Origin of the sequence: Parasalinivibrio latis (assembly GCF_036825535.1) — a bacterium.
In the GTDB taxonomy this organism is placed as follows: Bacteria; Pseudomonadota; Gammaproteobacteria; order Enterobacterales; family Vibrionaceae; genus Parasalinivibrio; species Parasalinivibrio latis.
Window position 1 is genome coordinate 269,809 of sequence record NZ_CP098812.1, and the last position, 13,500, is coordinate 283,308.

General features: G+C 49.4%; 17 protein-coding genes. 11 read left to right on the top strand and 6 right to left on the bottom strand.

The window, feature by feature from the left end; all coding sequences use genetic code 11:
* The 9 genes from rpmD to rplQ all read left to right on the top strand — a co-directional run bounded on the left by rpmD (position 1) and on the right by rplQ (position 5,098).
* Positions 1-180: a 50S ribosomal protein L30 gene (gene rpmD / locus NF212_RS01375; RefSeq protein ID WP_054675932.1), complete on the top strand. Its 180-nt coding sequence runs from the start codon at positions 1-3 to the stop codon at positions 178-180.
* A gap of 5 nt (positions 181-185) precedes the next feature.
* Positions 186-620 (top strand): 50S ribosomal protein L15, encoded by a 435-nt coding sequence (gene rplO / locus NF212_RS01380; RefSeq protein WP_434358171.1) that lies wholly within the window; start codon positions 186-188, stop codon positions 618-620.
* A 22-nt stretch (positions 621-642) separates the two neighbouring features.
* Complete coding sequence (gene secY / locus NF212_RS01385) at positions 643-1,968, top strand: preprotein translocase subunit SecY (protein ID WP_434358173.1); 1,326 nt, start codon at positions 643-645, stop codon at positions 1,966-1,968.
* 28 nt (positions 1,969-1,996) lie between these two features.
* Positions 1,997-2,110: a 50S ribosomal protein L36 gene (rpmJ, locus tag NF212_RS01390; protein ID WP_000868186.1), complete on the top strand. Its 114-nt coding sequence runs from the start codon at positions 1,997-1,999 to the stop codon at positions 2,108-2,110.
* Positions 2,111-2,251: 141 nt separating this feature from the next.
* Positions 2,252-2,608: a 30S ribosomal protein S13 gene (gene rpsM / locus NF212_RS01395; protein WP_054675942.1), complete on the top strand. Its 357-nt coding sequence runs from the start codon at positions 2,252-2,254 to the stop codon at positions 2,606-2,608.
* A 15-nt stretch (positions 2,609-2,623) separates the two neighbouring features.
* Positions 2,624-3,013 (top strand): 30S ribosomal protein S11, encoded by a 390-nt coding sequence (rpsK, locus tag NF212_RS01400; RefSeq protein ID WP_036817716.1) that lies wholly within the window; start codon positions 2,624-2,626, stop codon positions 3,011-3,013.
* Between the two features lie 30 nt (positions 3,014-3,043).
* Positions 3,044-3,664 carry a 30S ribosomal protein S4 gene (gene rpsD, locus NF212_RS01405; RefSeq protein WP_054675946.1) on the top strand — a complete coding sequence of 207 codons (621 nt, stop codon included), beginning with the start codon at positions 3,044-3,046 and terminating at the stop codon, positions 3,662-3,664.
* A 23-nt stretch (positions 3,665-3,687) separates the two neighbouring features.
* Positions 3,688-4,677: a DNA-directed RNA polymerase subunit alpha gene (locus tag NF212_RS01410; RefSeq protein WP_434358179.1), complete on the top strand. Its 990-nt coding sequence runs from the start codon at positions 3,688-3,690 to the stop codon at positions 4,675-4,677.
* Between the two features lie 34 nt (positions 4,678-4,711).
* Complete coding sequence (gene rplQ, locus NF212_RS01415; RefSeq protein ID WP_054675949.1) at positions 4,712-5,098, top strand: 50S ribosomal protein L17; 387 nt, start codon at positions 4,712-4,714, stop codon at positions 5,096-5,098.
* A gap of 236 nt (positions 5,099-5,334) precedes the next feature.
* Here the strand turns inward: rplQ and rimK are convergent, their stop codons facing one another.
* Both rimK and epmB read right to left on the bottom strand, forming a co-directional pair.
* The gene (gene rimK / locus NF212_RS01420; RefSeq protein WP_434358182.1) at positions 5,335-6,231 is read right to left on the bottom strand and encodes a 30S ribosomal protein S6--L-glutamate ligase; all 897 of its coding nucleotides are present in this window, start codon (positions 6,229-6,231) and stop codon (positions 5,335-5,337) included.
* A gap of 172 nt (positions 6,232-6,403) precedes the next feature.
* Entirely contained in the window at positions 6,404-7,426 is a 1,023-nt protein-coding gene (gene epmB, locus NF212_RS01425) for an EF-P beta-lysylation protein EpmB (RefSeq protein ID WP_434358184.1), read from the bottom strand.
* Between the two features lie 33 nt (positions 7,427-7,459).
* Between epmB and efp the strand changes: the two genes are divergently transcribed.
* Complete coding sequence (gene efp, locus NF212_RS01430) at positions 7,460-8,026, top strand: elongation factor P (protein WP_434358186.1); 567 nt, start codon at positions 7,460-7,462, stop codon at positions 8,024-8,026.
* A 214-nt stretch (positions 8,027-8,240) separates the two neighbouring features.
* The gene (locus NF212_RS01435; RefSeq protein ID WP_434358188.1) at positions 8,241-9,704 is read left to right on the top strand and encodes an SPFH domain-containing protein; all 1,464 of its coding nucleotides are present in this window, start codon (positions 8,241-8,243) and stop codon (positions 9,702-9,704) included.
* Positions 9,705-9,762: 58 nt separating this feature from the next.
* Here the strand turns inward: NF212_RS01435 and frdD are convergent, their stop codons facing one another.
* Genes frdD through frdA form a run of 4 tightly spaced genes read right to left on the bottom strand, consistent with a single transcriptional unit; the run spans position 9,763 to position 13,072 of the window.
* Complete coding sequence (frdD, locus tag NF212_RS01440) at positions 9,763-10,125, bottom strand: fumarate reductase subunit FrdD (RefSeq protein ID WP_434358190.1); 363 nt, start codon at positions 10,123-10,125, stop codon at positions 9,763-9,765.
* Between the two features lie 12 nt (positions 10,126-10,137).
* Positions 10,138-10,521, bottom strand: a complete 384-nt coding sequence (gene frdC / locus NF212_RS01445; protein ID WP_434358192.1) for a fumarate reductase subunit FrdC — start codon at positions 10,519-10,521, stop codon at positions 10,138-10,140.
* Between the two features lie 2 nt (positions 10,522-10,523).
* Positions 10,524-11,264: a succinate dehydrogenase/fumarate reductase iron-sulfur subunit gene (locus NF212_RS01450; protein ID WP_434358194.1), complete on the bottom strand. Its 741-nt coding sequence runs from the start codon at positions 11,262-11,264 to the stop codon at positions 10,524-10,526.
* Positions 11,264-13,072 carry a fumarate reductase (quinol) flavoprotein subunit gene (gene frdA / locus NF212_RS01455; protein ID WP_434358196.1) on the bottom strand — a complete coding sequence of 603 codons (1,809 nt, stop codon included), beginning with the start codon at positions 13,070-13,072 and terminating at the stop codon, positions 11,264-11,266. Before frdA ends, NF212_RS01450 begins: the two co-directional genes overlap by 1 nt.
* Between the last annotated feature and the right edge of the window lie 428 nt (positions 13,073-13,500).

Below are 13,500 nucleotides of genomic sequence, written 5' to 3' on the forward strand. Positions count from 1 at the left end.
ATGACTAAGAAAATCAAAGTAACTCAGACTCGTAGCTCTATCGGTCGTCTGCCGAAGCATAAAGCTACTCTGCGTGGCCTGGGCCTTCGTCGTATCAACCACACTGTTGAGCTTGAAGATACTGCTTGCGTACGCGGCATGATCAATCAAGTTTACTACATGGTTAAAGTAGAGGAGTAATCAGAATGCGTTTGAATACTCTGTCTCCTGCTGCAGGTTCTAAGCCTTCTAAGAAGCGCGTTGGCCGTGGTATCGGTTCTGGCCTGGGTAAAACAGGCGGCCGTGGTCACAAAGGTCAAAAGTCACGTTCTGGCGGCAGTGTGCGTCCAGGTTTCGAAGGCGGTCAAATGCCTCTGAAACAGCGTCTGCCTAAGTTCGGTTTCACTTCTCGCAAGAGCCTGGTAACAGCAGAAGTTCGTCTTGGCGAACTGAAGCAAGTTGAAGGTGAAATCGTAGACCTGAACTCACTGAAAGCGGCAAACGTTGTGACTAAGAACATCGAATTCGTTAAAGTTGTTCTGTCTGGCGAAATTGACCGTGCAGTGACTGTTAAAGGTCTGCGCGTGACTAAAGGCGCGAAAGCTGCAATCGAAGCTGCGGGCGGTAAAGTCGAGGAATAATTAACTCGAGGACGAGGTACAGATGGCTAAACAACCAGGACTTAACTTTAATAGCGCAAAAGGTGGACTGTCGGAGCTCAAACGTCGTCTCCTCTTTGTAGTGGGCGCACTGCTCGTGTTCCGTGCCGGATCTTTTGTGCCAATTCCTGGTATTGACGCTGCTGTACTTGCCGATCTGTTCGAACAGCAACAAGGTACCATTATTGAACTGTTTAACATGTTCTCTGGTGGTGCCTTGGAGCGTGCATCTATCTTGGCACTGGGCATCATGCCGTACATTTCGGCATCGATTATCGTCCAGTTGCTGACTGTAGTTCATCCAGCATTGGCTGAGCTTAAGAAAGAAGGGGAGTCTGGCCGTCGTAAGATTAGCCAGTACACTCGATATGGCACGCTTGTATTGGCAACCTTCCAAGCAATTGGTATTGCAACGGGGTTACCAAGTATGATTCCTGGCCTGGTGGTAGCACCGGGCCTTGGTTTCTACTTCACCGCGGTGGTGAGTCTGGTTACCGGAACCATGTTCCTGATGTGGCTGGGCGAACAAATCACTGAACGCGGTATTGGTAACGGTATATCGCTGATTATTTTCACCGGTATCGTTGCGGGTTTGCCTAATGCGATTGGACAGACCATCGAGCAAGCGCGTCAAGGCGAATTGCACGTGCTTCTTCTGTTCTTGATTGCAGTTATTGCTTTCGCTGTGATTTATTTCGTTGTGTTCATGGAGCGTGGTCAGCGTCGTATCGTCGTTAACTATGCTAAACGCCAGCAAGGCCGCAAGGTTTTCGCTGCCCAGAGCACTCACCTGCCACTGAAAGTTAACATGGCAGGCGTTATTCCAGCGATTTTTGCATCCAGCATCATTCTGTTCCCAAGCACACTGGCTCAGTGGTTTGGACAGAGCGAAGGTCTGGGTTGGTTGAGCGATATTTCGCTTGCCCTTAGCCCAGGACAGCCGCTGTATGTTATCCTGTATGCAACTGCAATTATCTTCTTCTGCTTCTTCTATACCGCGTTGGTGTTTAACCCTCGCGAGACAGCAGATAACCTGAAGAAGTCCGGCGCGTTCGTACCTGGTATTCGTCCGGGCGAGCAGACAGCGAAGTACATTGACAAAGTGATGACCCGCCTGACATTGGCTGGTGCACTTTATATCACCTTCATCTGTCTGATCCCCGAATTCATGATGCTGACCATGAATGTACGTTTCTACTTCGGTGGTACGTCACTGCTTATCGTGGTTGTGGTCATCATGGACTTTATGGCTCAGGTGCAGACTCATTTGATGTCAAATCAGTATGAGTCCGTGTTGAAAAAAGCCAATCTGAAAGGCTACGGTCGTTAATTCAGATTGTCGTTTACGGAGTTTAGCAATGAAAGTTCGTGCTTCCGTTAAGAAAATCTGCCGCAACTGCAAAGTGATCAAGCGTAACGGTGTCGTTCGTGTGATCTGCAGCGAGCCTAAGCACAAGCAACGCCAAGGCTAATCGCAGAATATTTTTCTTGCAAAAATAGGGCAGGCTGGCTACATTAGCCAGCCCACCTTATGTGTGTAATTGTGGTAAAGTCGCTACGTATCCTGAACGGGCTTTGTAGCGGCGCAATTAAACGTAAACTAGGAGTGAATAGTGGCCCGTATCGCAGGCATTAACATTCCTGATCACAAGCACGCTGTAATCGCACTGACTGCGATTTATGGCGTCGGCAAAACTACTTCTAAAGCCATTCTGGCTGATGTAGGTATTGCTGAGAGCACAAAGATCAGTGAACTGTCAGAAGAGCAGCTGGATCAACTGCGCGAAGGTGTAGCTAAGTACACCGTTGAAGGTGATCTACGCCGTGAAGTTTCAATGAACATCAAGCGTCTTATGGACCTTGGTTGTTACCGTGGTTTGCGCCACCGTCGCAGCTTGCCTGTGCGTGGTCAGCGTACTAAGACTAACGCTCGCACCCGTAAGGGTCCGCGCAAGCCTATCAAGAAATAATCGGGGTAGGGTACAATGGCTAAACAACCAACTCGCGCTCGTAAGCGCGTACGCAAGCAAGTAGCTGATGGCGTAGCGCACATTCATGCTTCTTTCAACAACACAATCGTAACCATTACTGACCGTCAAGGTAATGCTCTGTCTTGGGCAACTGCAGGTGGTTCAGGTTTCCGTGGTTCTCGTAAGTCTACTCCGTTCGCTGCACAGGTTGCTGCTGAGCGCGCTGGCGAAATGGCCAAAGAGTATGGCGTTAAGAACCTGGAAGTGATGGTTAAGGGCCCAGGTCCAGGTCGTGAGTCTACTATCCGCGCTCTGAACGCGGCTGGTTTCCGTATCACTAACATTGTTGATGCGACTCCGATCCCACACAACGGTTGTCGTCCACCTAAGAAACGTCGCGTTTAACGCAGTTTCTGGGAACACTGGAGAAAGAACATGGCAAGATATTTGGGTCCTAAGCTGAAGCTTAGCCGTCGCGAAGGTACAGACCTGTTTCTGAAATCAGGCGTACGCGCGATCGATACCAAGTGTAAGATTGACAACGCGCCAGGCGTACACGGTGCTCGCCGTGGTCGTCTGTCTGAGTACGGCGTACAGCTTCGTGAGAAGCAAAAAGTTCGTCGTATCTATGGCGTACTGGAAAAACAATTCCGTAACTACTACAAAGAAGCTGCTCGCCTGAAAGGCAACACTGGTGAAAACCTGCTGCAGCTGCTGGAAGGTCGTCTGGACAACGTCGTTTACCGCATCGGTTTTGGCGCAACTCGCGCAGAAGCACGTCAGCTGGTAAGCCACAAAGCGATTCTGGTGAATGGTAAGGTTGTAAACATTCCTTCATTCCAGGTTTCAGCTAACGACGTAATCAGCGTTCGCGAAAAAGCTAAGAACCAAGCACGTGTTAAGGCTGCTCTGGAGATTGCTGCACAGCGTGAACAGGCTACCTGGATCGAAGTAGACAACAGCAAGATGGAAGGCGTATTCAAGCGTCTGCCAGAACGTTCAGATCTGTCTGCTGACATCAACGAACACCTGATCGTCGAGCTTTACTCTAAGTAAGGCTAAACAAAAGAGAGGACACAATGCAGGGTTCTGTAACAGAATTTCTTAAGCCGCGTCTGGTTGACATCGAACAAGTTAACCCGACCCATGCAAAAGTCACGCTGGAACCACTTGAGCGTGGTTTTGGTCACACTCTGGGTAACGCGCTACGTCGTATCCTTCTCTCTTCTATGCCGGGTTGTGCGGTAACAGAAGTAGAAATCGACGGCGTGTTACATGAGTACAGCACCAAAGAGGGTGTGCAGGAAGACATTATGGAAATCCTGCTGAACCTGAAAGGCTTGGCTGTTAAGATCGAAGGAAAGGACGAAGCGATCCTGACCCTCAACAAATCTGGTGCAGGTCCTGTTGTAGCAGGTGACATCATCCACGATGGTGGTGTCGAGATTGCGAACCCTGAGCATGTAATTTGCCACATCACTGATTCTAATGCTTCTGTAAGCATGCGCATCAAAGTTGAACGTGGTCGTGGTTACGTGCCAGCTTCTGCTCGCATTCATACTGAAGAAGACGAGCGTCCAATCGGCCGTTTGCTTGTTGATGCAACGTTCAGCCCAGTAGACCGTATTGCCTACTCTGTAGAAGCAGCGCGTGTTGAACAGCGTACTGACCTCGACAAGCTGGTTATCGATATGGAAACTAACGGTACGTTGGATCCTGAAGAAGCGATCCGCCGTGCAGCAACTATTCTGGCTGAACAGCTGGAAGCGTTTGTTGACCTGCGTGACGTTCGTGTACCAGAAGAGAAAGAAGAGAAGCCAGAGTTCGACCCAATCCTGCTGCGTCCGGTAGACGATCTCGAACTAACTGTTCGCTCTGCTAACTGTTTGAAAGCAGAAGCGATCCACTACATCGGTGATCTGGTACAGCGTACCGAGGTTGAGCTTCTTAAGACGCCTAACCTGGGTAAGAAGTCTCTCACTGAGATTAAAGACGTGCTGGCATCTCGTGGTCTGTCTCTGGGCATGCGCCTGGAAAACTGGCCGCCAGCATCAATCGCTGAAGATTAATCAGATTCTGATTTTTAGTTAGAAGGATTAGGTCATGCGCCATCGTAAGAGTGGTCGTCAGCTCAATCGCAACAGCAGCCATCGCCAGGCGATGTTCCGCAACATGGCAAGCTCACTGGTAACTCACGAAGTTATCAAAACAACTCTGCCTAAAGCGAAAGAACTGCGTCGTGTAATTGAGCCTCTGATTACACTTGCCAAGACAGACAGCGTTGCTAACCGTCGTCTGGCATTCGCCCGCACTCGTGATAACGAAGTTGTGGCAAAACTGTTTAACGAACTGGGTCCACGTTTCGCCAACCGTCAGGGCGGTTACACCCGTATCCTGAAGTGCGGTTTCCGCGCTGGTGATAACGCACCTATGGCTTATATCGAGCTGGTTGATCGTCCTGAAGTTCAGGAAGAAGCTGCCGCTGAGTAAGCTGTTCGCTTAAGCGAATAAAAGAACCGGGTCTTTGACCCGGTTTTTTTATGCCTGGAATTTGGGTGAGTTCCCGTTATACCAGCAGGGACAATTTGTCCTCCTGACTGATCAAAGAACTCATCTGATTGGTATGAGTAGCGTGGTGCTACTTGTTGAAGCTTATGCCGTTCCTATTATCTCCAGGTACAAAAAAGCAGGGTTTCCCCTGCTCAGTATCATTTCAATTGGCTGTGTTATGCCGCAGTGCCAATTTTGCGCTTGCCTGCATTCTTTTCGATGTATTCGACAATCAGCCCTGCAATATCTTTGCCTGTTGATTTCTCAATACCCTCAAGACCCGGTGACGAGTTTACTTCCATAATGAGCGGGCCGCGTTTAGAGCGCAGGAGATCCACGCCGGCAACACTAAGGCCCATTGCCTTGGCTGCTGCAACAGCAGTACGGCGCTCTTCCGGTGTGATTTTCACCAGCTGCGCTGATCCGCCGCGGTGCAGGTTGGAGCGAAACTCACCTTCAGGAGCCTGACGCATCATTGCCGCAATGACTTTATCGCCTACCACAAAGCAACGCAGATCCGCACCACCGGCTTCTTCGATGAACTCCTGCACCAGGATGTTGGCCTTTAGGCCCATAAAGGCTTCAATAACACTCTCGGCCGCTTTTTGTGTCTCAGCCAGGACTACCCCGATGCCCTGCGTACCTTCCAGCAGTTTAATTACCACAGGCGCACCGCCAACCATCTTTATCACGTCTTTAACGTCATCTGGCTTGCTGGCGAAACCGGTAACAGGCATACCTATTCCAGCACGGCTAAGAAGTTGCAGTGCACGGAGCTTATCGCGGGAGCGGGAAATCGCGATTGAGCTGTTCACTGAGAATACGTTCATCATTTCAAACTGACGGACAACGGAGCACCCGTAGAAAGTGATGTCAGCGCCAATGCGCGGAATGATGGCATCAAACTCCAGATCCCGGCCTTCGTAATTAACCGATGGCTTGACGGAGTTGATGTTCATGTAGCAATGCAGGGTGCTAATAACCTGCACTTCATGGCCGCGCTGCTCACACGCTTCTACCAGTCGGCGTGTTGAATAGAGCTCTGGCCCCTGGGACAGAATGCCTATTTTCATTAATGTCTCTTAATACGGGTAAAGGCTTTGCGCTGAATGCGCACAGACCTTTCCTGGCCGGAAAGGTATGCGCATGATGCGATGGAATCGGTGAAAAATCGAGGGAGAATTGACGAGAAATTTTTATGGTGATGAGAAGTGGATCTGTTCTACCACTTTTCTCTACCTGCAGTTATTCGAGGTGCAGGTCCAAGGGGGTTTTGCTTGTCCTTCCACCAATTTCCCTTGTCAGTTTTGGTACCAGATAGCCCGATAAACTTTCTGTTACACCAGCCATCAAATGGCGAGCTTGATCATCGGGTACCAGAAAGTGGGCTGCCCCTTTTACCTTGTCGAGTACATGCAGGTAGTAAGGCAAAATACCTGCATCAAAAAGGGACTCACACAGGTTTACCAGTGCCGGTACAGAATCGTTGACGCCTTTCAAAAGTACGCCCTGATTAAGGAGAGTGACCCCTGCATTTGTCAGTTGTCCGGTTGCCTTGCGAAGCGAACCGTCAATTTCATTGGCATGGTTGATATGGGTCACAAGGACTACTTGCAGTCGGGTCGATGAAAACAACTCACAAAGCTTTGGCGTTACCCGGGACGGGATAACAACCGGCAAACGGGTATGTATGCGCAGACGTTTGATGTGGGGGACGTCAGCAATGGCGTCAAAAAGCCATTCCAGTTCATGGTCTTTGGCCATCAACGGGTCACCGCCAGAGAGGATAACTTCATTAAGCTCTGGGTGGCTGGATATATAGTCCACGGCTGCCTGCCAGTTGTCTTTGCTGCCTTTATTGTCCTGATAAGGGAAATGGCGCCGGAAACAGTAACGGCAGTTAACCGCACAGCCGCCTTTAACGATCATCAATACCCGGTTACGGTACTTGTGTAGAAGGCCGGGTACTGAATTTTGTTGTTCTTCAAGCGGGTCAGTAGTAAAACCGGGGACTTCCAAAAACTCGTCACTAACAGGTAAAACCTGCCGTAAAAGCGGATCATCCGGATTGCCTTTTTCCATCCGTTCGACAAAACTCAGTGGTACCCTTTGGGCAAACAACTTGCGCGCATTTATCCCTTTCCAGAGCGCAGCGTCATCGATTTCAAGTAAATCCAGCAATTTAGCCGGTTCAGAGATCGCATTTGCCAGTTCTTTGATCCAGTTCTGCTCAACAGATGCGGGATTTCGGGTTATTATGTGCGGCATTTGTGACAACTCGAGTAATTCAAGAGGAATAACATGGCGTCTTTCAGCACCAACGAATTCCGTGGCGGGATGAAAATTATGCTCGATAATGAACCATGTGTCATTATCGAAAACGAATTCGTTAAGCCAGGTAAAGGCCAGGCTTTTAACCGCGTTAAAATTCGTAAACTGCTTTCAGGCAAAGTTCTGGAAAAAACCTTCAAGTCTGGTGACAGTGTAGAAGCTGCAGACGTTGTTGATATGGACCTGGACTACCTGTACAACGACGGTGAATTCTACCACTTCATGAACAACGAAACCTTCGAGCAGATCGCTGCTGACATGAAGGCCGTTGGCGATAATGCAAAGTGGCTGGTAGAGAACAACACTTGTACCCTGACCCTGTGGAATGGCAACCCAATCAACGTAACTCCACCAAATTTCGTTGAACTGGAAGTTGTTGAAACTGACCCAGGCCTGAAAGGTGATACTCAAGGTACCGGCGGCAAGCCTGCTACCCTGAACACCGGTGCTGTGGTTCGTGTACCTCTGTTCATCCAAATTGGTGAAGTGATCAAGGTAGACACCCGTTCTGCAGAATACGTTAGCCGCGTTAAGTAAAAAGGCTAGTACGGAAGGCCGCGAATGCGGCCTTGTTTATTTTATCCTTCCCCGCATCACCTATATTCGGTTATTTCGAATAATAATCCATTTCCTTTCGAATATTCCTTAAATAAATAATCTGTTACATTTATCAATGTTGTCGGTTGGCTAACATATTCAACCCTTTACAGTCCGATTTACTCAAGCTGACAACAAGACAATGGAGACGGTTATGGAAAATCGTATGCTCGGAAAGCAACTCGAAATAGAAAACAAACGCCAGTTGATGAAAACCGGATTGAAAGCTGCAGTCTATGGATTGCCGATCCTGGCACTGGCTCTCACTGTAAACAGCTCAGTACTAATGACTGATGCGGGATACAGCTATGTTCATCAAAATAACATTACCGGTGAGTTGGATGTATTCACCGAACCCGGTATTCACTTCAGGATGCCATTCCTATCGAAGATCACTCAGTATGACCAAGTGATCACAGTGTCTTTTGGGAACAACACGGGCGAGGACTTTTACCAGCGACTTGATCCTGTGCAGGTTAGGTTTGCCGATACCTATATTGGCAAAATCCCGGTAACCTTTAGATTCAAGCTGAGTCAGGACCCCGAATCAGTCAAGAAAATGCACAGGGAATTTCGGAACAACAATAATCTAATCGATGCATTGTTGGTTAAAAATGCGAGAAATGTAACGGTAATTACTGCAACTCAATATACCGGTGAAGAGTTTTTCCAAGGCGGACTCAATCAATTTAAATCTAAATTGGGCGATCAACTCCGTGAAGGAATTTACCTAACCGAACGCCGCCAGGTTGAAGTGGATGAGCTGGATCTCGCTCCTGTTGGACTTGACCAGAGCAACCCAAACAAGCTCCAGCGTACAAAACAGCTAGTATGGAAAACAGTCCCGGTTGCGGACGCTAATGGTCAGCCAATCAGGCAGGACAATCCGTTACAGCAATACGGCATACAGGTAACCCAAGTGACAATTGGTGACCCCCAGCCAGAACAGCAGCTAGACCAACTGCTGGCTGATAAGAAACGGCTTGTTGCAGACAGAATTCGAGCAATCCAAGAGCAGGAAACATCGAAAGCCCAGGCTGAGACTGAGCAACTTCGCAAAGAAATTCAGCGAACCCGAGAAGTTCAAGACGCCCAAAGAAGCAAGGAACTGGCTGTGATTGCCCAGCAAAAAGAGGTTGCGGTTGCGGAACAGATTGCCAAACGGGAAATCGTTGAAGTAGAGAAAAAGAAGCGTCTGGCTGAAGTGGAAAAAGAGAAAGAACTCGCGATGGAAAAAGCAAACCTTGCTATCCAGAAGGCGTTTGCTGAAAAAGAGTTGGCTAAAGCCCAGGCAAACCTGGGTATTCAGCAGGCGAATGCAAAAGCGTCCGAGTATGAGGCGAAGGCAATTCTTGCGAAAGGAGAAGCTGAAGCGGCGGTATTGAAAGCGAAATACGATGCCTACGGAGCTCATCGGGACGTTTACCTTGCTGAGCTGAACCGAGATGTATCGACCGTTTTGTACGGTAATCTGAAAGACTTCAAGATCGAGCTGCCCAAGCATTACTTTGGCGGTGGGGATGCAGGGAAAATGACGACCAACCTGGACGTCATAACTGGATTAGGGGCGTTAGGGATGATGGATAAAAGCAAGGAGTTGGCAGCAAAAGCAAATTGATTGAAGATGTAGAAATAAAAAAAGCACCCGAGGGTGCTTTTTTCGTATTTATCATGGTTTACAGCATGATGATAAAGACAACCGCCAGGGCGCTTACCAGGAATGCTGTTGCGTAGCATGCTACCTTGCCAGCAGTGCCGGTGTGGAATTTCAGGTCGTGCATACCGTGGTGCAGACGGTGCATGGCATGCCACATAGGCAGGGCCAGAGTACCGATGGTGAACAGAGCACCAATGATGCTGGTTACGAAGCCAACCACACGGTCATAGCTCAGGGTTTCAGTGTCCAGCATACCCATTGGTACCATGATACCCAGAACCAGAATGGTGACTGGAGTAATCATTGCAAACCAGGTACCGCCAGCACCGAACAGACCCCACCATACTGGTTCGTCAGAACGTTTTGGATTGGTATTAATCACCTTGAGATCTCCTTAAACCAGAATCAGAGCCACAACAGTGATGGCAGCTACTGCAGCCCACTGCGCCAGAACGATAATTTTCTTATCTAGCTTTTTGCCTTTCAGGCGGATTGGCACTACCTGAGGCATCATGCTGAAGAAAGTCTGAGCGTGGAACAGGCTGGCAGCCAGCGCCACGATGTTCAGAACGATAACCACCGGGTTAGACATAAAGCCCAGCCAGCTGTTCCATGCTTCCGGTCCTTTCACCAGGGCACCCAGACCAAAGGTCAGGCTCAGGGTGAAAAAGATCAGCGGCAGTACGGTGGCTTCACGCACCATGTAGAAGCGGTAGAACGGGTTGTCTTTCCACCAGGTGCGGGTCATTTCGCGAACGTAAGGTTTACGGTTACTCATCCTTAGGCCTCCTGAGGTTTCAGCATGGCGATAACAAAGTCCTGAGAAGACACGACTTTGCCCTGGTTAACCGCAGAAGCTGGATCAACACTCTTTGGACACACTTCAGAACAGTAACCAACGAAAGTACAACCCCAAGCACCGTTTTCGCCGTTGATCAGCGCCATACGCTCTGCTTTGCCGTTGTCACGGCTGTCGAGGTTATAGCGGTGAGCCAGCGTCAGGGCTGCAGGGCCGATAAATTCAGGGTTCAGACCGAACTGAGGGCAAGCTGCATAGCACAGGCCACAGTTGATACAGCCAGAGAACTGCTTATATTTGGCAAGCTGCTCTGGGGTCTGGTTGTTTGGACCGTCTTCAGGCTTACGGTTGTTACCGATGATGTAAGGCTTGATGGCTTCCAGACGCTCAATAAATGGCGTCATGTCTACAATCAGGTCTTTCTCGATAGCAAAGTTTGCCAGAGGCTCGATCTTCAGGCCGTCCTTGTAGTCGCGCAGGAAGGTCTTACATGCCAGCTTTGGCACACCGTTAACCATGATGCCGCAAGAGCCGCAGATGGCCATACGGCAGGACCAGCGGTAAGCCAGATCCTTATCCTGGTAGTCTTTTACGTAACCCAGTGCGTCCAGCACAGACAGGGTTTCGTTAAACGGAACTTCAAACGTTTGGAAGTATGGTTCAGCGTCCTTCTCTGGGTCGTAACGCAGAATATCAATCTTCTGTACGCGGGTAGCTGACATTACGCTTGCTCCTCTGCTGCTGCCTTCTTCGCCGCCGCTTCTGCTTCTTCTGCAGCAGCGCCGTACAGACGGGCCTTAGGTTGAGACTTGGTGATTGTCACATCGCTGTATTCGATACGTGGTGCGCCGCCTTCTGGGTTGAAGAACGCCAGAGAGTGCTTGAGGAAGTTCGTGTCGTCACGCTCGGTGCAGCCTTCGTCCAGACGCTGGTGAGCGCCACGTGATTCACGACGCAGGATAGCGGAGTGCGCCATGGCTTCTGCCACTTCCAGACCGTAACCTACTTCAATCGCGTACAGCAGGTCGGTGTTGAATACCTTGCCTTTGTCTTTGATGCTGATGCGCTTGTAACGCTCTTTCAGCTCAGCCAGCTTGTCGACGGTTTCCTGCATCAGGTCTTCACGACGGTAGATACCACAACCGGCTTCCATGGAGTCACCCATTTCCTTACGGATGTCAGCCCAGTTTTCGTCGCCTTCCTGGCTCAGCAGTGCATTGATACGATCTTCAACGGCCTTCATCTGCTCTGCAATCGCTGCGTCATCCCAGCCTTTGAATTCCTGTGCACGTTTGGCTGCACCTTCACCGGCAACGCGGCCAAATACAACCAGCTCAGCCAGAGAGTTTGAACCCAGGCGGTTTGCACCGTGCAGGCCAACAGATGAACATTCACCCACAGCGAACAGACCCTTGATACGGGTTTCGTTGTGGTTGTCTGTCTCAATACCACCCATGGTGTAGTGTACGGTAGGACGGATTGGAATCGGCTCTTTAGCCGGGTCAACGTTCACGTAAGCTTTAGCCAGTTCACAGATGAACGGCAGGCGCTCGTGGAGGTATTCTTCGCCCAGGTGGCGCAGGTCAAGGTGAACAACATCGCCCAGTGGGTGCTTGATGGTGTTGCCTTTTTGCAGCTCGTGCCAGAATGCCTGAGAAACCTTGTCACGAGGACCCAGTTCCATGTACTTGTTCTTTGGCTGGCCAACAGGGGTTTCAGGGCCCATGCCGTAATCTTGCAGGTAACGGTAACCGTGTTTGTTGACGATGATACCGCCTTCACCGCGGCAGCCTTCAGTCATCAGGATACCGGTGCCCGGCAGGCCGGTTGGGTGGTACTGAACGAATTCCATGTCACGCAGAGGGATGCCGTGGCGGAATGCCATAGCCATACCGTCACCGGTAACAATACCGCCGTTGGTGTTGCAGCTGTATACGCGGCCTGCACCACCGGTGGCCAGAACCACAGATTTCGCCTTGATACAAACCAGTTCGCCTTCAGACATGTGAATAGCGATCAGGCCCTGTACTTCACCGTCTACAACCAGCAGGTCAACAACGAAGTACTCATCAAGACGCTTGATTTGTTCGTATTTGATAGAAGTCTGAAACAGGGTGTGAAGCATGTGGAAGCCGGTCTTATCTGCGGCAAACCAGGTACGCTCTACCTTCATACCACCGAAACGGCGTACGTTTACTTCGCCGTTGTCCTTACGGCTCCATGGGCAGCCCCATTGTTCCAGCTGGATCATTTCGCGGGTTGCGTTTTCCACGAAATACTCAACAACATCCTGTTCACAAAGCCAGTCACCACCACCAACGGTATCGTTGAAGTGGTTATCCAGGCTGTCCTCGTCCTTGATAACAGCTGCAGAACCACCTTCGGCTGCAACGGTGTGTGAGCGCATTGGGTAAACCTTGGAAATCAGGGAGATTTCCATTTCTGGATTCGCCTCAGCAGCAGCAATGGCGGCACGCAGGCCCGCACCACCGGCGCCTACAACAGCGATATCTGTGGTAATAATCTGCACAGTTATCCTCCGGGGAGTAACTTTGAAAAATGAAAAGATGTGAACGGTCACATCTGACCTTGAAATATCTGCGCGTATTCTAAGGGAGGAAATAGGAGGAAAATTTGATTTTGATGGGTTTTTCCTACGGAAAACTGGACAGATATAAAAGATATGACAATAAATGTGATCTTAGTCACCTCTTATTAATGATTTTGATTGTTAATGAGGATGATTTAATGTTCAAAAATGTTTTACGCACGTAACTTTCGTGTTTCTTTTATCTTTTTTAACCTGTTGCTTTTAAAGCGTAAATTACCATTTGTCCCGTGAATTAATTCGTTAAAATTTGGAATTTACCGATTTGATTGTGACTGACGTTTATGGTGTTGATTTCTTGCACTTAATTTATCATTTCTGCCCTATTAATATTTTTTCATAAATGGTTG